Annotated in this window: 18 protein-coding genes; all 18 read left to right on the forward strand. The window is 44.1% G+C overall.

The window, feature by feature from the left end:
• The first annotated feature begins 39 nt into the window (after window positions 1-39).
• Window positions 40-3732, forward strand: coding sequence for a hypothetical protein (locus DW947_RS06575; RefSeq protein ID WP_133303603.1), 3693 nt, complete (start codon window positions 40-42; stop codon window positions 3730-3732).
• Window positions 3733-3737: 5 nt separating this feature from the next.
• Window positions 3738-4160 carry a hypothetical protein gene (locus tag DW947_RS06580; RefSeq protein ID WP_118940864.1) on the forward strand — a complete coding sequence of 141 codons (423 nt, stop codon included), beginning with the start codon at window positions 3738-3740 and terminating at the stop codon, window positions 4158-4160.
• An 83-nt stretch (window positions 4161-4243) separates the two neighbouring features.
• Window positions 4244-9073 carry an S-layer family protein gene (locus DW947_RS06585; protein WP_118940863.1) on the forward strand — a complete coding sequence of 1610 codons (4830 nt, stop codon included), beginning with the start codon at window positions 4244-4246 and terminating at the stop codon, window positions 9071-9073.
• Between the two features lie 19 nt (window positions 9074-9092).
• On the forward strand, window positions 9093-9377 hold the full coding sequence (locus DW947_RS06590) for a hypothetical protein (protein ID WP_008664647.1): 285 nt from the start codon (window positions 9093-9095) through the stop codon (window positions 9375-9377).
• Window positions 9378-9393: 16 nt separating this feature from the next.
• A complete protein-coding gene (locus tag DW947_RS06595) occupies window positions 9394-11229 on the forward strand; it encodes a hypothetical protein (protein WP_118940862.1) in 1836 nt (611 codons plus the stop codon).
• A gap of 5 nt (window positions 11230-11234) precedes the next feature.
• Window positions 11235-12269 carry a sialidase family protein gene (locus tag DW947_RS06600; RefSeq protein ID WP_118940861.1) on the forward strand — a complete coding sequence of 345 codons (1035 nt, stop codon included), beginning with the start codon at window positions 11235-11237 and terminating at the stop codon, window positions 12267-12269.
• Between the two features lie 5 nt (window positions 12270-12274).
• Window positions 12275-12859, forward strand: coding sequence for a DUF4376 domain-containing protein (locus DW947_RS06605; protein WP_118940860.1), 585 nt, complete (start codon window positions 12275-12277; stop codon window positions 12857-12859).
• A gap of 11 nt (window positions 12860-12870) precedes the next feature.
• Entirely contained in the window at window positions 12871-13359 is a 489-nt protein-coding gene (locus tag DW947_RS06610; protein WP_118132162.1) for a hypothetical protein, read from the forward strand.
• A 10-nt stretch (window positions 13360-13369) separates the two neighbouring features.
• On the forward strand, window positions 13370-13711 hold the full coding sequence (locus DW947_RS06615; RefSeq protein WP_118940859.1) for a hypothetical protein: 342 nt from the start codon (window positions 13370-13372) through the stop codon (window positions 13709-13711).
• Window positions 13712-13733: 22 nt separating this feature from the next.
• Window positions 13734-14258, forward strand: coding sequence for a glycoside hydrolase family 108 protein (locus DW947_RS06620; RefSeq protein ID WP_118940858.1), 525 nt, complete (start codon window positions 13734-13736; stop codon window positions 14256-14258).
• On the forward strand, window positions 14255-14716 hold the full coding sequence (locus tag DW947_RS06625; protein WP_118940857.1) for a DUF6808 domain-containing protein: 462 nt from the start codon (window positions 14255-14257) through the stop codon (window positions 14714-14716). Before DW947_RS06620 ends, DW947_RS06625 begins: the two co-directional genes overlap by 4 nt.
• Before the next feature lie 92 nt (window positions 14717-14808).
• Entirely contained in the window at window positions 14809-16056 is a 1248-nt protein-coding gene (locus tag DW947_RS06630) for an AAA family ATPase (protein ID WP_098032689.1), read from the forward strand.
• A gap of 3 nt (window positions 16057-16059) precedes the next feature.
• Window positions 16060-16236 carry a hypothetical protein gene (locus tag DW947_RS21545; protein WP_159461937.1) on the forward strand — a complete coding sequence of 59 codons (177 nt, stop codon included), beginning with the start codon at window positions 16060-16062 and terminating at the stop codon, window positions 16234-16236.
• Window positions 16237-16438: 202 nt separating this feature from the next.
• The gene (locus tag DW947_RS06635) at window positions 16439-16828 is read left to right on the forward strand and encodes a hypothetical protein (protein WP_098032690.1); all 390 of its coding nucleotides are present in this window, start codon (window positions 16439-16441) and stop codon (window positions 16826-16828) included.
• 92 nt (window positions 16829-16920) lie between these two features.
• Window positions 16921-17454 carry a hypothetical protein gene (locus DW947_RS06640; protein ID WP_133303604.1) on the forward strand — a complete coding sequence of 178 codons (534 nt, stop codon included), beginning with the start codon at window positions 16921-16923 and terminating at the stop codon, window positions 17452-17454.
• 21 nt (window positions 17455-17475) lie between these two features.
• On the forward strand, window positions 17476-17643 hold the full coding sequence (locus DW947_RS21550; protein ID WP_159461938.1) for a DUF6965 family protein: 168 nt from the start codon (window positions 17476-17478) through the stop codon (window positions 17641-17643).
• Between the two features lie 689 nt (window positions 17644-18332).
• A complete protein-coding gene (locus DW947_RS06645) occupies window positions 18333-18659 on the forward strand; it encodes a hypothetical protein (RefSeq protein ID WP_118940855.1) in 327 nt (108 codons plus the stop codon).
• Between the two features lie 213 nt (window positions 18660-18872).
• Window positions 18873-19154, forward strand: a complete 282-nt coding sequence (locus DW947_RS06650; RefSeq protein WP_005837084.1) for a hypothetical protein — start codon at window positions 18873-18875, stop codon at window positions 19152-19154.
• The last annotated feature ends 6 nt before the right edge of the window (window positions 19155-19160 follow it).

The raw sequence follows: 19160 nt of genomic DNA on the forward strand, positions 1-19160 counted from the left end.
TATTTAATTTTTAACCGACTAGTGACCAAAAAATTTTTAGTGGACACTAGTGAAGCCAAACTTGAAGCCGACAAAAAAGCATGGCAGGAATACTTCATTGAGTACGGAAACTATCAGGAGAAGCGCAAGAACCTTGTACAGAAATACAATGACGAGATAGTCAAACTGCAAACCGACAGCCCGGAGTACGCTTCCAAGGTAGCCCAAAAGAACAAGGCTCTTGAACAGCTTGATGAACAGTTCGGTCACTCCACAAAGGCGATGGCAGACCTCTTTGAAGATACCAGCAATAAGTCCGTTTCCGCTATTCAGTCCATCATTGATAAGTATGAAACACTTGTCAAGTACATGTCTGGTACAAAGGAAAGTGACGGAACAAATGTTACACTTGACGAATTGAAAGCACTCGGATTCACTGATAAGGACATTGAAAAGATAGAAAAGGGTGAAATCTCCATAAAGGACGTAACAGATGCAATCAGAGGGCTAAAGGATGAGCTGAAAGGCAAATCACCGTGGCAGGCTTTCGTCTCTGACTTGGAGAAAGGGATAGAAGCCATAAAAAAGGGTGGCAACGATTCCAAGAAAATCGGTCAAGGAATCACCGATATAGGAAATACTGTGACGTCTTTTGCCCCTGCATTGAATGAGTTTGGCTCAAGTATCGCCGACATATTCGGATTTGACGACAGTAAGATAACAAGTGCCATTGATGCGCTTGGCGGCTTAGGACAAACGGCATCCGGGGTCGGGCAAATCATGTCGGGTGATATTGTCGGAGGCGCAATGAGTGCGGTTTCTGGAATTTCCTCTGTAGTGTCCGCATTGGACGGGATGTTCGGTGCCGATTATTCCCATTATAACGAGATGGTTGAGGAGTACACCAGGCTCAATGAGATATGGGATGAACTGATAGACAAGAAGCAGGAATACATCAGCATTTCCTACGGCATGGAGGTAGACAAGGTAGGAGAAGAGGCGCTTGGCCTTGTTGAAAAGCAAATTGAGGCATATCGCCTACTGGGAAAAGAGCGCCTTAATTCCGGTGCATCCGCAGGTTCCCATTCCATTGGCAAGCGGATGGCAAAGAACACCTCGTCAAGCGACTGGCAGGACATTGCCGACGCACTCGACATGTCAGTCAATGCCGCCAAAGAGTTTATCGGGACCGGAAGAATGACCGGACTGTTTGACCTCACTGTTGAGCAATTGGAGAAACTTAAATCCGAAGCTCCTGCCTTCTGGGCGAAGATGGACGGTGACGTGCAAGAATATTTGAACGGCATTATAGATGGAGAGGAAAGGATTGAGGATATTCAGAACCAGATTAGTGAACAACTGACACAGACAACGTTCGATAGCGTTTTCGACAGTTTTGTGGATACTCTCATGGATATGGGCAGTTCCGCGAAAGACTTTTCTGACAGTTTCAGCGAATATATGCAGCGTGCTGTACTTACCACAATGGTAGGAAACAAATTTACCGAGGACCTTCAAACGTGGTACGATGCCTTTGCCCAGGCCAATAAAGACCAAGGAGGCATTACGAAGGAGGAGATGGAGGCTCTTCGGAAGCAGTATGACGCAATCGCCGGTTCCGCACTTGCCGAACGTGACAAGCTTGCGGAAATTTTCGGATGGACCAAAGAGGATATCGACAGTAGCACGGATAATTATGAGAACTTCATCGGTAGCATGCAGGATTCTCTTACTTCCCTTGATGTGACAGCCAAGGATGTTTCTGACAATATCTATGATTACTTCCGTCAAGCAATGATTAACGCTCTGTATGAAAAGGAGTACAAGAGCAAGATGGAAGAGTTGTACAAGACCTTTGAAGGGCTTTCCAAAGACGGATTGTCCGAGAGTGACATGGTACAAATCGGCTCTCGGATTGACCAATACATTGAGCAGATGATGAAGGGCGTAGAGGACGTTAATAGTTTGTTTGCTGACAAGCTGAAGAACGCCGAAGACCTGCAGTCGTTTGTTGATAACGTCAAGTCTGCCATGTCTTCCATCGAAGCCACCGCCGAAGACATAACAGACAATATCTTCGAGTACATCCGTCAACAAATGGTTGAGAAGATGTTTGCCGATACCTTCCAACCACAGATAGAAGAGTTTTATAAACGGGTTCAGAAAGCCATGTCTGACGGCGATATAACCGATGCTGAACGTAATACACTGAGAAGCGAAGCTGAAAAGTTGGCTAATGACATCGTAGCCGCCAAAGACATTCTTTCTGATACTCTTGGCATTACTGAGAGTAACATGAAGAAGGAACTTGAAGAGGAATTCAAGTCCTTCTCCGATGGCATATTGAACTCTCTTACCAATGCCGAGGTAACAGCCGAAGCCGTTGCCAAGAATATCTCCGAATCCATGCGCAAGGAACTTATCGAATCCATGTATATCGAGCAATATGAACCACGTATCAAAGCTATCTGGGAGAAATGGAAGGAATACTCGGAGGATGGACTTGTAACCGATGAAGAACGTGCCAATATCAAGAATGACATTGACGAATTGAGCAAGGAGGTTGCCGATGCTGCCGGGGAAATCAGTGACGCGTGGAAAGACTCTGGAGAGGAGGTAAGGAAAGCGTTCAACTCTTTCTCCGACAGTATCAAGAGTGTGCTCTATGACGCAGAAGCTACCGCCGAGGACATAGCCGACAATATCTATCAATATATGCGCAATGCCTTGGTGGATTCCATGTTTACTGCCCAGCTCCAGCCTCAGATTCAGGCCTGGTATGACAAATATACCGAATTTATGAAAGACGGTGCCATTGATACGGCCGAGCGCAAGACTCTGGACAAGATGATAGCCGAAATTCAGAAAGCCGGTGTCGACATTGTGGATGCGGCTAACAAGCTTTTCCCCACTCTTGATACGGGAGCCATCAACCGTGCGGAAGAAGCCGCCCAGGAAGCGGAGAACGCCCGTAATGAAGCTGAGCAGGAATGGGAGTCGTTCTCTGATGGTATTCTGAATTCCTTGTACGATATAGAGGCCACAGCGGAGGATATTTCCGATGACATGAGCGAATACATGCGCAAGGCTTTGATTAAGGCCATGTATGTGGAGAACTTCAAACCACAGATGCAGAAGTGGTACAATGAGTGGAAAAAGGCCATGGGAGATGACGACCTGACTTCCGAAGAAAAGCAGCTCCTCGACTCCATGAAACAGACGATGGTTGACGACATGAAGAAAGAAGTTGATGCCATCAACCAGTTCTTTGGAACCATGTTTTCACAGCAGGCGAGTAGTAAGGGTTTTGAAGCCATGTCACAAGATACCGGCGAAGAACTTAACGGACGTTTTACAGCTTTGCAGGTTGCCGGGGAAGAAATAAAGAACCAGTCCATTCAACAGACCGGTTTACTTTCATCCATCAATGGCAAACTTTCATTGCTCAATCTTAGAAGCGAGGATGTCCCAACTTTGTTATCTGGAACTCCTAATTTCGCAGATAGAGCCAAAGAGACAATAGCGAGCGGCTATCAGTCGCAGGTACATATTGTTTTCCCGACAGAGGACATAAAGGCATTGACCGATAAAGTCTCCAATATGGAAAGAATCGTAGATGAAATGAGAACATTCCAAGTAGAAGGTAACATGGACCGTAGAGATATACTTGAAAACTCTGTTATTCTTGCCAAGAATAGTCCGCGAATACTCGATAATACAAATGATATCAAGCAGGATATAAAGAATCTATAATAGTTATGGCAGAATTAATAATAAACGGAAGAGAAGCCCTAAAAGAGTGGGGTGTTAGAATGGGAGATAACTTTCTTGATGTACTGGGAGCACCGGTACCTCTGAAAGAGTTTATAGAGAATAAATCACGCTTGGAACATGGGAAACAAGTTCTTATGGATAACCCCAAGCTTGATGAGCGTGAGTTAACTCTTGTTTTTACAGTAGAAGGTGATTCTCCTGCCGATTATCAGGCAAAGAGAACAGCTTTTTATGAAGAACTTTACAAAGGTAAAATTGATATTCAGATTCCTGAGAACAGTAGTGATATTTATCATTTGCTATATTTAGGAAAGAGCGTTGCTTATGCCCAAAGCTTAGACCGAACATTTGGGAAAATATCAGCCAAATTCTGTGAGTATAATCCATCTAACCGTGTTGTAGGCTAGAAATTTACGACATTAAATTCATTGTCGTGTATGGAAGCTCTAATTTTTAGGGCTTCTTTTTTTTATGTCCGACCTTTGTTTATATGATAGATATTAAGGACATACAAGGCAATACCTGCTTTTCAACTGGTATCAATCCCGGTGCAAAAGGCAAGTTCTCTTTAATGAAAGAGGACTATGTCGTACTACCTTTTAATACTCTGTCCCCAGTCGATTTCCAAGTAGGTGATTACGTTGACCTGCGTGGGGTACTCGATGCCTCCATGGGCGGTAAATTAGCAAAAATCTATCAGATTGTAGATATTCCCTATCCGACCTACAAGAACGGAGGCTACTCCTATGAACTTCGTTTTGACGCTTACTATTTCAAGTGGAAAACAAAGATATTCAAGTACACCCCGGAGTACGGAGGACTGGAAGCGTCCTGGTCCCTTACCGCTTCACTGGATGTCCAGATGGGTGTATTCCTTCGCAATTTGAAAGCTCTTGGTTATACTTATGGAGGAAAGGATTTCACGTTTTCCATTGACAGCAGTGTAGAGAACTCATCAAAGCTGATGACTTATGAGAACATGAACCTCATTGACGCCATGTTTAGCATGGCAGAGAAATGGGGCTGTGACTGTTGGGTAACGGACCATGTAATCAACTTCGGACGCTGTGAGTTCTCGGATGCCGTCACGATTGAGCTTGGGAAGGAGGCTAAAGACATCAGTAGAAGCGACAGCAAAGGTACTTATGCCACAAGAATCTATGCGTTCGGTTCAACGCGCAACATCCCTACCAACTATCGCCCGATAGACCAGAGTGCCGTCGTTAATGGCATCGTTCAGAAGCGCCTTATGCTTCCGGCAGGTACTCCATACGTAGACGCCCGCGAGGGGTTGAGCGATTTGGAAGCTATCGAAGCAGTTGTTGTATTCGACGACATATATCCGAAGCGGGTAGGGGAGATTACCGATGTAAGCTCTTATGAAAGTGAGGTGAACAACGAGGATGGCACGAATACTAAAGCTACCTTCTACCGTTTTACTGATACCGGAATAAGCTTCTCGAAGGAATACATTCTTGAGGGTCAGGAACTCAAAATCAAGTTCGAGTCCGGTAAGCTCAACGGCATGGAGTTCGGCGTAGCTTTTAATCCTCTTGGTTTGACCGAAAAGAACGACGACGGCACATGGAATCCTGATGCCCAGCTTTGGGAGATTGTACAGAATGAAGACTACGGCCGTTCCTTGCCGGATGAAGTGTTGTTCCCTTCAAAAGGTGACAAGTATGTACTGTCTGGTTGGAATGCCGAGAAGATAACCGAACTTGGGCTGGTGGCTGCTGCCGAAGAGGAACTGCTTGCCACTGCAAAGAAGTACGTGGCAAAGACCTGCATCGACGACGGCACCTATACGGCTACGCTCAACTCCATCTGGGTACACAAAGACCAAATAAATCACAGCTTTGACATAGGACAGCGCATCAACCTTGTCAATCCTGCCTACTTCAAGGACGGGCGCTTGTCCCGTGTCATCGGCTTTGAAATCAACCTCGACAAGCCTTACGATTCCCCGCAGTATACGATTGGCGAAAGCACCGCCTATTCCCGCCTTTCCGATATTGAAACGCAAGTCGAAGAGTTGACTTTTAAGGGACAGACCTTCACCGGTTCGGGAGGAAGCAACATCTATGTCATCAAGACCAACGACGCTACGGCCGCAAGCAACTTCAATGTATTCTCTGCTTTACGTACCCTAAGAATGTTCTTGAGAAAGGATGCAAGCGACGTAGCGGAGGAGGTTATCACATTCTTAAAAGGCCTTTTGATTGGCAAGAATGGCAGTGGTATTACCGTCCGTGAAGACGGTACTTCCCAAGCTGTCGTTGACCGTCTGTATGTGAAGATAAAGGCCGTCTTTGAAGAACTGCAGGTTAAGAAAGCCACCCATGTAGGCGGTGAACAGATAATCACCCATGCCGGTATGAAGTGCATCCGCGTGGAGGAACTGGAAGATGCCTACCGCTGCTATTTCCTTGCCGAGCAGGAAGGTGAAGCGATAGCCAACGAATTTAGTGTAGGCTCGCTGGCGCAAGCAAAGGAGTGCAACATCGTCGAAGGGACTACCCTGAACGCCTCCAACCGCTACTATTGGCGTGAGGTCATGGCTGTGGGACGTGACTATATTGACTTATCCAAGACCATCTGTGATGAAGGTAGCGATGCTCCACAAGCAGGTGATGATATTATAGGATTGGGGCACCGTACAGATGTAGACCTTCAAAGCGCAATCGTGCTATCGTCTACCAACGAGACATCCCCGTCCATTACTTTCTACACCGGCATTGACGACTTCAACCTAACGGAGAAAGATGTAATCTCCTTCGGTGTTGACAAATCCACCGGGCACGCCTACATGAAGGTGTACGGTACTTCCTATATCGGTGCCCGTGATGAAAGCACTTACATCAAGTACACTCCGGAAGGTGGAGTAGAAATCAAAGGGCGATTCCTTACGATGGCCGGTGAGGACATCCTGACAATGTTCACTGTCATTGAAGGACTTATCAAGTCTGAAATCTCATCCGTGCGTGATGAAATCAATGCCCTGAACAACTACTTGAACAATGCGTCTTTTGCCGCTGACATGCAGTACTGGACCGGTAGCAGCAACATACGCATCTTCCGAGTTGACGGCCGGCTACTGTACTTCAACAGTAACTTCTATGCGAACAAGGAATCTTTCGCCGATATAGTAAGCGAACGCGCAAAGAATGTGCTACGCCTTAAGAACAGCTATATCGAGCAGGTCAATTCAGACTTTTACCGCCATCCGGATTTCGAGACTTTCGACGAACTCAAGCGCCCCCGGCAGTTCACTATCTCTTTCAAATATTTAGTGAAACGCCCCGGTACTCTTGCCTTCCATTTCAAGGATGAGAAGAAAGAAGGTTTTGAGGAATACACCCCGATTTCCTTTTCTAAGGACCTATATCCCGGTACCGAATTCAAACAGATGGAAATAACCGGCAAGTGGAACGGTACCGGTAATTTCTATATGTCCTTCACCGGTGACATGTACTTGTATGCACTGACGCTAACCGATGATGCTCTTGCCGACCTGCGCGAGGAATTCAATATGCGCTTCGAACTTACAGACAAGAAGATTCAGGCGAACCTTGACGAAATCAGAAGCACGTCAGGTAAGCTTGAAGAGTATCACAGTGAATTCCTGCTGACTGCGCGCAACCTCGAAGCGAAGTTCACAGAGGACCTGACGAATACTGAGAGTCGTATAACGCAAGAATACACCTCTGCCATCGACATCTCCGCCCGTGGCCTAAAAGCTGAATTCACGTCCGGTCTTGCAGACCTTGGGACGGGAATCACCGAAGCATACAAGTCTGCCATCGGCATATCGGCCCGCGAGCTTCGTGCAGACTTCAGTGCGTCTGTCTCTGACCTGGATGGCAGGATGTCCGCCCATGCAGGCGGCTTCCATGTGACGGCCGAGAAGATAGAAAGCATGGTGAGTGCCACAAACAGCCTGAAGGGTACCGTGGAACAGCATACCTCAGCCATTAGCCAGACAGCCAGCCGTATAGACCAGTTCGTGCAGAAGATAACCTTTGATTCCAAAGGCAACATAACCAATATCGACAAAGCCGGTCTAGTTACAGAAGGCAATATTGCCACCATGTTTGCGGAAAAGGTCGACCCCAACGGTGATATCGTTAGGCGTGCTCAAATCAGCTCCTTCATAACGCAGGATGAAGCGGGGGATATCATATCCAATGCCACGATTCAGGCCGACCGGATAAACTTTACCGGCAAGACCATTATCAACGGGCGGTTTGTGGTCGATGCGGGCGGTAACCTTTTCCTCAATGACATTACCGCGAACAACCTTACTTTGAAAGGCAATATTTCAGGAATTGACGCCATACTTAATGATGTCGTGGCCAACAACCTGACATTGACGGGAATCATATCGGGCACCGATGCCACACTGAATGATATTACGGCCAGTAATCTCATATTGAAGGGTGACATATCCGGTGCGGATGCTGCCCTGAATGACATTACTGCCAATAACCTCACCTTGAAAGGGAGCATAACGGGCCGTGATGCCGTGTTGAATGACATTACGGCCAACAATCTTACCTTGACGGGGAACATTTCAGGCGCGGATGCTGTATTGAACGACATTACCGCGAACAACCTTATTCTGAAAGGCAATATCTCCGGTACGAATGCCGTCCTTAACGACATTACTGCCAATGGTACGATAAACGCCTCCGGCGGCCGGATAGGTGACTATCTGTACCTGCACGGTAATGGCATATCCACCAATCCTAAAGCGTTCGTGACCGACCTTACCGACGGAACCACGCAATTCGAACTCAGCAAGAGCTACTATCTGCATGCGATAGCGTCGGACGGAGGAGCCAATAGCATCCTGATAAGGCCCTACCAGACTATGGAAGCGGGCACAGTCAAAGGGGTGGTAACCATCTCTGCAACCATTCCGGGGCGCAATAGGGTCATACACGTATCTTCCGGCGAGAGCTATTTCGGTGGTGATGTGATAGTGGGGAAGATGTATGCTCCGTCCTCCGGGACTCTGGAAATTGCCGGGCCGCTGAAGACGCAAGGTGTATACCGGAATACTGACGTGATACTCTCTTCGGTTACAAGGTACAGCATTAAGGCGACCGACCACACACTGCTTTTTTACGGCAACTGTACTATATCCCTTCCGTCCTCTTCTGACGGGCATGAGATATGGATAATGCCGAACGGGAATACCATCAGTTTTCCTTCCGGTACGTTCGCGAACTCTTCCAGGACGAATATCAACGGGCGTGAATGGCATGTGATAAAACGGGTTTTGGGGAATTGGTATCTGTCATGGATGAGTATATAGAATAATTAAAATAAAAAGTATGAAAATCAACTTTAAGAAAATCGAGGCCCAGACCTCATTCGAAGGCGCCAAGCAGACCTTCGACGTAGCCGAAACGGTCGGCAATGAAATGATGTACAACGGAAGTATCCTTCTGGATATAGGCTTTGAAGACCTGGCACGGGAAATCTACTACTCGAAAGATGCGGTGGAAATCCCGGAACAGTATTGCAAGGCTCTTGAACTTGTGGTGAAGAACTCGCGGCTCATAGCTGCCGTGAAACGTGCGGTAATTAACCAACTGAACGTCATCCAGCCATCTTAAATCAATTCTGAAAATTATGGTATTGGAATCAAATCAGTTCAACCAGCTTGTAGAGGAGGTGAAGAAAGCCCTTCTTGTCGGCTCCCAAGGTGTGGGCGATGTGGAGATTGTCGATTCGCTGGCCGATATCGTGAGCCTGCCCGCCCTCCGTCTTGCCGGTATGGAAGAATCGGTGGTCGAGGCACCGCTTGAGTTGCTGTCTGCCCCTGCTGAGGAAGCTGCTGAGGAAGTGCGCAAAGCCGAAGCGGAGCGTGTCATAGTGGAGAACGCACGCAAGGAAGCTGAGAAATCCCGTGAAACGGCTGAGACAAAGCGTGCTTCATCTGAAAGTACCCGCGCATCTGCTGAAACTACGCGTATCAATGCCGAAAAGGAACGTGTGACAGCCGAAGGTCTCAGGAAAACGGCAGAGACAGAGCGAGGCAAAGCTGAAGCGGTCCGACAGACGTCTGAGACCGGACGGGCAACTGCCGAAACCGGCCGTGTTACTGCCGAAGGTAAACGTGTCAGCGCCGAGGAGGAACGTAAAAATGCTGAGACAGTGCGGGCCAACGCAGAGTCAACCCGACAGACAGCCGAAACGGGTCGTGTCAATGCTGAAACCAGTCGTGCTACAGCAGAAGGTAAGCGCGTTACTGCTGAGAATACCCGAAGCACTGCTGAGGATACACGTAATAGTGCGGAAACTAACCGCCAAACAGCCGAAACCGGACGCGTAAATGCTGAAAGTACCCGTGTCACTGAATTTGCTGCCCTCAAGCAGGAATCGGAGACGGCTACTGCGAATGCTACTGATACGGCAGAACATCCTACCTACATCGGTGCAGACCACTATGTATACCAATGGGATAAGAGCGCTAAAGAATACGTTAAGACGGATATCTATGTGAAAGGCAAGCCGGGAGATACATTCACCCTTCTTGGACGTTACGATACGCTTGATGCCTTAAAGACTGCTGTACCTGACGGGGCAAACATCACTGGTTTCTATTCCGTTGGAACTACATTGCCTTATACATATTATGCCTGGTATAACGGTGATTGGCAAAGTCAAGGACAATTGCAAGGTCCAAAGGGCGATAAAGGCGAGAAGGGGGATACGGGAGCGCAAGGTCCTCAAGGCGTACAAGGTCCACAGGGCATGAAAGGTGATACCGGTGCCACAGGACCGCAAGGAGTAAAAGGTGATACTGGTGCTACCGGTCCTGCTGGTGCAAAAGGCGCCACTGGTGCACAAGGAATACAAGGTCCAAAGGGCGATAAAGGAGACAAAGGTGATACGGGTGCAAAAGGCGCTACCGGTGCCACGGGTGCAGCAGGTGCAAGTGCCAGTATTACTGGTGCTACTGCTACGGTTGACGCCAACATCGGTACGCCCTCCGTGACCGTTTCTCTCGGTGGTACCGCATTGGCCAGAACCTTTTCCTTTGCTTTCAAGAACCTGAAGGGTGCTACCGGAGCAAAAGGCGCTACGGGTGCTACCGGAGCTACTGGACCTAAAGGGGCGACTGGTGCGCAAGGACCACAAGGGCCGCAAGGTGTCGGTGACCCGACAGTCACCGGTGCGAATACGGTCACGACACTGGCCTCCCTGCCAATTTCCAAGAGAAGTATCACTGCAAGGTTGGGTTCTGCCACGAACATCAGCCTTGCTTCCGGAATGTCAGTGGGCAATGACTTGTATATCCGCTGCGTCGCATCGGCGGCATTCACACAGCCGATACCCAATACCGGCGCGTTCACTTCGATGTCCGGTACTTCAATCAGTGTTTCCGCTGGAGATATCTTTGAGATTAGTATCTGGTGCTATGCCGCTGGCGCCTATTCAATATCCGTAAAAACAAGGGACTAAGGTTTATGAGTGTATTAAAAAGACGAAGCAATAATATAAAGGACGGTCAGTATGTGATTGCATTCTCCGACAGTAGAGCCTTAATAGATATTTCCAAGGATTGTGGGATGACATGGACCAGAAGACAACCTTCCGACCTTCCTAATGTAAACGAATACTTTTTCAGCAACGATAGAACGAGGATAGCCATGTCCGGAGACGGCAGGCATATCTATTGCTCGTGCTATATGGCAAATGTGGGATTATTGCGTTCTACGGATTTTCTGGAGACGGCAGAACCTTTCAAGCCTGATAATTGCTATTCCGTGTACTCGATAGCCTGCAACGGCAGGGGGAATCTGGTCGCTATTGTGTGTCAGAATAGCAATAACAAATATGATTTGATGCTTTCCGGGGATTATGGGAAAACATGGCGGGTCTCTAATGGATTAAAAGACAATACCGTGCCTCTCATGGGGGTGGAAATGTCCCATTCCGGCAGATACGTAGTGGCATATGCGTCAAATTCTCCCTATTATACTACCCATGAGCTGTTTATATCTTTCGATTATGGAGAAACTTTCAGCAGTGAAATATTCAGGGGGCCTATCACAAAGATTGCCATTTCCGGTGACGGCAAATACATGTTGTGTTGCTGCAACAGGGAGAGTTCATCAAAGTTATACTATGCCTATTATTCCGGGGATTATGGGAAGACGTGGACTAAAATTACCGATTCGAGTTTCTCTGCCCGTACATTGGCTGTATCCTATGACGGGAAATATATGGTTATAGAGGGGGGGTACTCTTATTCCGGTGCACGTATATCCGCTGATTACGGAAAAACCTGGGCATTGAAACATTCCGTTATTGGCAATAGCTTTGCTTTGGGGCTGTCGTCTGACGGAAAGTATGCGATAGCACAGGAAAGTTCTTCTCCGTATCGTATGTTCAAATCTTCGGATTATTTGGGCTCATTTACTGAAATAAATACAGCACCGCTTACATCAGGTATTAGAGCGAATTACCGATTTATCATAATGAATAAAAATAGGCTTTAACAATAATGCAATATATACATATTTATTCAGAGGAGAAAGTTGTCCGTCTTGATTTTGAACTGGACGGAAACTATGAAGTGGGTACAACCTATGAGGATTACCTGAATGGAGCCTGGGTACCGTTGAATGCGGAACAAAAAGCATTTTATGAAACCCATCCGGCAGCGTCTGCAAAGGAAATTCTTGAATGTGAATTAATCCCTCCCTATGAGCCGACTTTGGAGGGTGTGAAGAGCGCGAAGGTCAATGAAATTGCTGTTTACGACGGGTCCGATGCCGTGAATTCCTTTACGTTTGGCGGCAAGCGGATGTGGCTTGACAAGGATACGCGGGTAGGACTGGCAAACTCAATCACTATTGAGCAGGCTGCGGGCAAGGAGACAACCGTGCTGTGGTATGATACCGTGAAGTATGTAATCCCCATTCCTCTTGCCTTGCAGATGCTGGCCGCACTGGAACTGTATGCCCTGGAATGCTATAATGCCACGCAGGAACATCTGGCCGCGGTTATGGGACTTGCTACGAAAGAGGAGGTCGGAGCGTATGATTACACTTCCGGTTATCCTGAAAAATTAGTGTTCAACCTTTAAATTGATGGCTTATGATTTACTTATATTTTATGTCGCTGTTTTTGCTCACTATGTACATAATGTATGCGGTGAGAGTGTGCGGAGTGCCCTGGTCTCTCTCTGACACCTACTATCAACTGAAGAAACGGAACCGCCCGGCGTGGCTGTTTCAGGCGGCGATGGTTGTTCCTGCCATGCTGCTTATACCGGTATGGATTGATTGCTCCAATGAGAGCTTTCAGTTTCTTGCTTTCCTGGCTTGTGGAGGGCTGATGTTCGTAGGGACGGCACCGCTGTTCAAAGAGGAGTTCCAAAGTAAAGTTCACTATGTGGGTACTGTCGCCTCGGGGTTGGCCACAATTCTCTGGGTATGTTTTGCCGGGATGTGGTATCTGCCGACCATTGCATTCCCGATTGCCGGACTTTTCATATTGAAATACCGGAAATGGCTGTTCTGGGCAGAGTTGGCTGCGTTTGCTTGTGCTTATGTGGGAGTGTTTATAATTTGTATCAACTGTTAGACTTGAAGGAATGGGAGTGAATGATTGGATTATGTTGATGACCGCCCTCGGTGGTATCGAGGGCATAAAGCAGCTTATCAAGTGGTGGATGTCCCGTAAGACCAACGCGCGTATTGAGGACGCGCATGCTGATGTCGAGGAGTTCAAGGCATTACGGGAGTACAACGAGTTCCTGCAGAAGCAGCTTTCGGAGAAGGAACAGCGGTTTGTGGAACAGACTGACCGGCTCCGTAAGGTGCAGGATGAATTGTTTACACTGAAGGAGACTAATTCTGACCTGAAACTGGAACTGGCGCTTAAACGGTGTGAGAGAAAGAAGTGCGGTGATAGAGAACCGCAAAACGGGTATTAATTGAATAAGGAGGAAAATTGAAATGGCGAATGTGAATCAACTTGCACCGTTTATCCTAAAATGGGAAGGCGGTTTCGTGAATGACCCGGCAGACCTTGGAGGTGCTACGAATATGGGGGTGACTATCGGTACGTGGAAGTCATGCGGCTACGACAAGGACGGTGACGGTGATATAGACGTGGATGACCTGCATCTGCTTACCCGTGAGGATGTCGTTAAACGGGTGCTCAAGCCGCATTATTGGGACAGATGGAAAGCCGATTTGATAACGAGCCAGTCTGTGGCGAATATCCTTGTCGATTGGGTGTGGGCATCCGGTGCACACGGAATAAAGATACCTCAACGCTTGCTTGGTGTTACTGTGGATGGCATAGTAGGACCCAAGACCATTGCTGCGGTGAATGCCAGGAACCCGCGTGAGTTGTTCGACATGATTAAGATTGCACGGTTCGACTTCATCGAGGATATATGCCGCAAGCGTCCGGCGAACAATAAATTCAAACGGGGGTGGATGAATCGGATTAACGATTTAAGGTTCGAGGAATGAAAAAGTTACCATGGATATTAATTGTATTGCTGGCAATTGCTTGTGTGGCGGCTTGGTTCCGTCCGCATGAACAGCCTCCGGCAGAAGTGCGTGTAGAGACGAAGATAAAGACGGTTGTCAAGGTAGATACGATGCTTATCTCTGTACCTATGGCTGTGTTCTGGCGTTTCGTGCCGGATGATACGACACGGATAGGTGATACCTTGCTTCATCGTAAGCAAGTGATATATAGAGACAGCTCGTATCGGGCTGTGGTAAGTGGATATGTAGACCCTCGGCTGGATAGTATGGTGGTGTATCCGAAGACTGTGTATCAGACGGTGACGAATGATATCTATCATCCGGTTCCCATCAAGTCGAAGAAGAAGCGTTGGGGATTAGGGTTGCAGGCAGGGTATGGCTATCCGGGTGTTTTTTATGTCGGGGCTGGAGTGAGCTATAATTTATGGCAATGGTGAAATTGAAAAATTAATCTATATCATATAATTTATACTTAATTTTTAGTATCTTTGCCAATAGGTATTCAAAAATAACTCTGTTTAGATTAAAAATGTGTGATTCAGAAGAAACTTTTTATGAAGATGAACGAAGGTTAAAGAATAGTGGAGTACGTAATGTATTTACCCCACATACTCCTATTAATCAAGAAAACCTATTTAGAGGTAGGATTAATGAAGTGCAACAAATATTGTCCACATTAAATACACCAGGTCAACATGTTTTATTATTTGGAGAAAGAGGTGTTGGGAAAAGTTCACTTGCTAATATTGCGTCTAATAAGCTCATAAAAATTGCAGGAAAAGAACTTGTTGTTAAACGTTGTTCTAAATCAGATTCGTTTTCTACTATATTTGAAGATGTTTTACTTAAATGTGGAGTTGATATTTCTATTTCAACAAAGAATAATACAAGTAGTGTTACATTCAATGGGTTTGGATATACGGAATGTACGGAGCGTATTGGACTTGCAGACAAGATACAATCTCCTTCGTGGGTATGTAATAAAATTAAAGATTTTAATATTCTTCTGCTCATTGATGAGTTTGATTCTATAAAAGATAGTGATGATAAACATAAAATAGCAGAATTAATTAAGTTATTAAGTGATTCTAATTCTTCTTTTAAGGTTTTTGTAGTAGGTATAGCAGAATCTGCAGAAGAATTAACAGCAGGACATCCTTCTGTACAGAGATGCCTAAAAGAAATCAAACTATCAAAAATGTCACAGAGAGAATTGGTTGATATTATAAATACAGGAGCAGCTAAATTGAACCTAACTTTTACACGAGATGCTAAATTTCGTATTTGTAGATTAAGTTCTGGATATCCTCATTTTACTCATTTAATAGCCTTGAAAGCATCTGAAGTAGCTATTGTGAATGAAATTGCCGCAATAGATATAGAGATAGTAAATGATGCTATTGAGAAGTCTATAAGTGATTGTGAGAATTCTTTGCGTCAATCGTATGATGAAACAGTAAAATCATCTTCAACAATGGTTGTTTATCGGAAAGTTTTATATGCTACAGCTTTATGTTATGATGAATTTATAAGGAGTAAAGACATAAGATTTGTGTATAACTTGATTTTTGAAGAGGTAATCACTCAGCAACGATTGAACCAATATTTGAGTAAACTTGTTTCTAACTCAAATGATAAAATTTTGAGGAGGTTAACAAAAGGTGTATATAGGTTTACTGATCCAAGAATGAGCGCGTATATTCGCTTAGTTCAGTCTGATATGTATTCTGATAAAGAAGATGCTATTTATTCAAAAAAAAAGAATGAGTTTGTTTAAAATATGATGGCTATGATACAGTGTAAAATAATATCTGGTACTTCTTTTATAGAAGTTGAAAAAATGGTTAATCGTTTTTTGCTATTAAATAGAATTGAAAAAATCATTCAAGTTGTTGATATGAGTGATGATCAATATATTGCTATGGCGATATACTATGAATGTCCTAAGCAACGATAAAATGTGTAGATATGTAAGAGATTCTTTGTAAAATTGGAAATTGTTCAATAAGTTGTTTTTTCTTTTATTTTCTGATTTTAGTAATAATTCATACCTATTGTGTATGACATATCCCGACTACTGCCGGGATTTTTTTCAAAAGTTTTGTTTGCTACTTTTTCTTTGATTTGTATTTTTTGTACTGGCTTTAATCATTAATATTATGATTCGGAAAATTGTTAGAGATACAGAGGGAAATATAATAACTGAACGCCCCATTGGTGAGATAGAGATAATACGTCCTCCTTTTCGGTGTATTATCAAACGTAATGGACAAGAAGATGCTAAAAAAGGAAATCGTGTAGTTGTAAGATGTTCGGTTCTAATTTTACCTAATTCAAAGATTCACAAATTCAAATTGGACTTATGGGGATGCAAGGCTATTTATTGGCATAATAGAGTTCATATTATAAGCAATTTTATTACCACGACTTTTTGTGATATAACTTGGGGAGGAGCTTTTGGCCTGGCAGAAAAGTTTTTTAATGATGAGTGTGACAAATATGAGCATCTTCTATTTGAAAGGGAACAAGCTCTTAAAAATGCAGAATAAATAGAAGTTTCTGAAAATATTTTCTATTTATTTTTGTAAGACAGCAAGTTGAAAAATGACAATTTAGGATAAGAATATATGATTTAATGATTATGTCTGAAATAGAAATACCCTTCTTTCGTGTGGAAAAATTGTACAAAAACTGTCAGGTAAAATGTGTTAGATTTTACAAAACAGAATATTATGAAAAAAGTTTATATACCATGCGTAAAGAGGTTCTTGTTGAAAATAAGGTAATCTCATTAGTTTATAAAATTAGAAAGCCTAATGATATTATAGGAATAGCATATGCCTACAAGAATGGTGATATGCAAAGAATGAATGTTTGTAAATGTACTGCGGAATTTGAAAATGAATTTTTTATACGAGACTCAAAAAAGGTCAGTCCATCTGAAGATAACACAGAAATGTTTATTAAAAGTAATAGCTATCCCATTTGGGCAGAAGTATATTATGATGGTAAAGAGTATAATTATGTGTATGGGAATTCTCCATCTGAACAAGTTGAATACTTATTTAAAAAGAATCTTTTAATAAAAGCTGTTAATGGTAGATTACCCGATGAAATTCCATCTATAGAATCATACGATACAAAAGAATTACTCTTAAACGAATTGCTTAAATAACTATTATATATTACATCAGCCATGCCACAAGAAAGTAAATATGCTTACGACGAGGAATCCGTCAAGGCAATAATCGAATGGGCACAAACAACCCAGTTACCCAAGGAGGTGATGCTAAGTGAGGCGGAACACATCATCGATACGTCCATGTATGTTAATGCGAATATCTGCGATATTAAGCAGCATTAATTCATATCTATTGTGTGTGACATATCCCGGCTTTCGTCGGGATTTTTTTCATTTGGGCCCTTCCTTTTATAAAAATTCCCTCAAGTCACGTAGGGAATTTCAGAAAAGCAGTTGTCTTTATTGTAGAATCCGGTATATAGTGTTAGTATAGTCCTTCTTTCAGCCATTGCAGTTTCTTTATACTGGATTTACAGAATGTTCCAACATTGTGTGCTCTAATTGATTGTATATATTGAAAGGAACATGCTGGACCTCAGCTTTTATGCGGCTGAGGTTTTGTCGGAGACAAGAGTGCGTTGTTGAACGTGCGATGGAAATATGTGTTTAACCAAATTATTAGTTATGAAAAAAGAGTTTTGTATGGTAATTGCATTTGCTATGGCTTTAGCCGGGTTATTTATGCTTATGTTTATGTCATTTGATTAGTGAATGTCTGTTTGTTGACTGTTTTATAGAAGGGGCAGCTTATTCAGCTGCCTTGTTCCATTTCCCAGGAATTAAGTAATCCATATTGTGTAATTATTCCCCATGTGTGGTACTCAGTTCCACATATTTCCACACATAATTATTCCTTCTTGTTTTTATAATATGCTGATGTATAATGTATTATGTGCTGATGTACATCATGGCATATCGTTTGTCCTATAGTTAATACAAAAACTATATTTATTTACTTAAAACTTACGATTATGAAAAAAGTATTGGTAGCATTAGCAATGGTTATGGGATTAGGCAGTTCAGTAGCATTTGCTTACGTGGTTTCTGGAACACAGTCTGTAGAGCAAACTCTGCAAAATCCTCAGGATGAGTTCACAAAAGTGGAAGTAAAAGACTTGCCTCAGGCAGTTATGAATGTCTTGGCTAAGGACTATGAGGGGGCTGTAATAAAGGAGGCTTTCATTTCCGAGAAAGAAACCGGTAAGATTTATAAGGTTGTGTTGACCATCACCGAGGAAAATCAATCCACTGAAGAAGTAACGGTACTTCTGAATGAAAAAGGAGAAACTGTAGAATGAATGGAAACTCTGTAGTGGTTCGGCATCCATCTACAGAGATGATTCGAGATGCTTTTATGTCTATCTCGTTAATGCGAAAGGGGCGGCTGAATAGTCGCTCTTTTTGTTTATATTGTAATAATAGTTCGTTTCTTTTTCGTCAGAAATTCCTATTATAGAGGGTTGTTTTATACAAAATAATGTTTATATTTGTATTCTAATCCCTATTGTATTATGAATGACAAACAACAACTTCTAATTGATTGTATTTCCCTTCTTCCCGTTATAGGCATTCTGGTTTTGATAACTGTTGCCAATGACCAGCTTGTTACTATGGTTGCTGCCTATGTGCTTTGCGGAGAACTCTTATGCGTATTGGTTAGCAGGATATTAAATTTGTACTATATTGATGTGGCTTTTGTTTGGTTGGGTGGGATTATGCTTTGGTTGTGGTATTGGCTCTGGTTGGAGTCAAGCCATGTAGTGATGGAGATTGTGGAAAGGACAGTTGAATGAATCGCT

This window comes from Bacteroides sp. AM44-19 (assembly GCF_003603395.1).
Taxonomy (GTDB): Bacteria; Bacteroidota; Bacteroidia; order Bacteroidales; family Bacteroidaceae; genus Bacteroides; species Bacteroides uniformis.

What these genes read in the sequence shown, in the direction of transcription:
- DW947_RS06580 (WP_118940864.1), top strand. Translation starts at nt 3,738, where the DNA reads ATGGCAGAATTAATAATAAACGGAAGAGAAGCCCTAAAAGAGTGGGGT.
- DW947_RS06585 (WP_118940863.1), top strand. Translation starts at nt 4,244, where the DNA reads ATGATAGATATTAAGGACATACAAGGCAATACCTGCTTTTCAACTGGT.
- DW947_RS06590 (WP_008664647.1), top strand. Translation starts at nt 9,093, where the DNA reads ATGAAAATCAACTTTAAGAAAATCGAGGCCCAGACCTCATTCGAAGGC.
- DW947_RS06595 (WP_118940862.1), top strand. Translation starts at nt 9,394, where the DNA reads ATGGTATTGGAATCAAATCAGTTCAACCAGCTTGTAGAGGAGGTGAAG.
- DW947_RS06600 (WP_118940861.1), top strand. Translation starts at nt 11,235, where the DNA reads ATGAGTGTATTAAAAAGACGAAGCAATAATATAAAGGACGGTCAGTAT.
- DW947_RS06605 (WP_118940860.1), top strand. Translation starts at nt 12,275, where the DNA reads ATGCAATATATACATATTTATTCAGAGGAGAAAGTTGTCCGTCTTGAT.
- DW947_RS06610 (WP_118132162.1), top strand. Translation starts at nt 12,871, where the DNA reads ATGATTTACTTATATTTTATGTCGCTGTTTTTGCTCACTATGTACATA.
- DW947_RS06615 (WP_118940859.1), top strand. Translation starts at nt 13,370, where the DNA reads ATGGGAGTGAATGATTGGATTATGTTGATGACCGCCCTCGGTGGTATC.
- DW947_RS06620 (WP_118940858.1), top strand. Translation starts at nt 13,734, where the DNA reads ATGGCGAATGTGAATCAACTTGCACCGTTTATCCTAAAATGGGAAGGC.
- DW947_RS06625 (WP_118940857.1), top strand. Translation starts at nt 14,255, where the DNA reads ATGAAAAAGTTACCATGGATATTAATTGTATTGCTGGCAATTGCTTGT.
- DW947_RS06630 (WP_098032689.1), top strand. Translation starts at nt 14,809, where the DNA reads ATGTGTGATTCAGAAGAAACTTTTTATGAAGATGAACGAAGGTTAAAG.
- DW947_RS21545 (WP_159461937.1), top strand. Translation starts at nt 16,060, where the DNA reads ATGATGGCTATGATACAGTGTAAAATAATATCTGGTACTTCTTTTATA.
- DW947_RS06635 (WP_098032690.1), top strand. Translation starts at nt 16,439, where the DNA reads ATGATTCGGAAAATTGTTAGAGATACAGAGGGAAATATAATAACTGAA.
- DW947_RS06640 (WP_133303604.1), top strand. Translation starts at nt 16,921, where the DNA reads ATGTCTGAAATAGAAATACCCTTCTTTCGTGTGGAAAAATTGTACAAA.
- DW947_RS21550 (WP_159461938.1), top strand. Translation starts at nt 17,476, where the DNA reads ATGCCACAAGAAAGTAAATATGCTTACGACGAGGAATCCGTCAAGGCA.
- DW947_RS06645 (WP_118940855.1), top strand. Translation starts at nt 18,333, where the DNA reads ATGAAAAAAGTATTGGTAGCATTAGCAATGGTTATGGGATTAGGCAGT.
- DW947_RS06650 (WP_005837084.1), top strand. Translation starts at nt 18,873, where the DNA reads ATGAATGACAAACAACAACTTCTAATTGATTGTATTTCCCTTCTTCCC.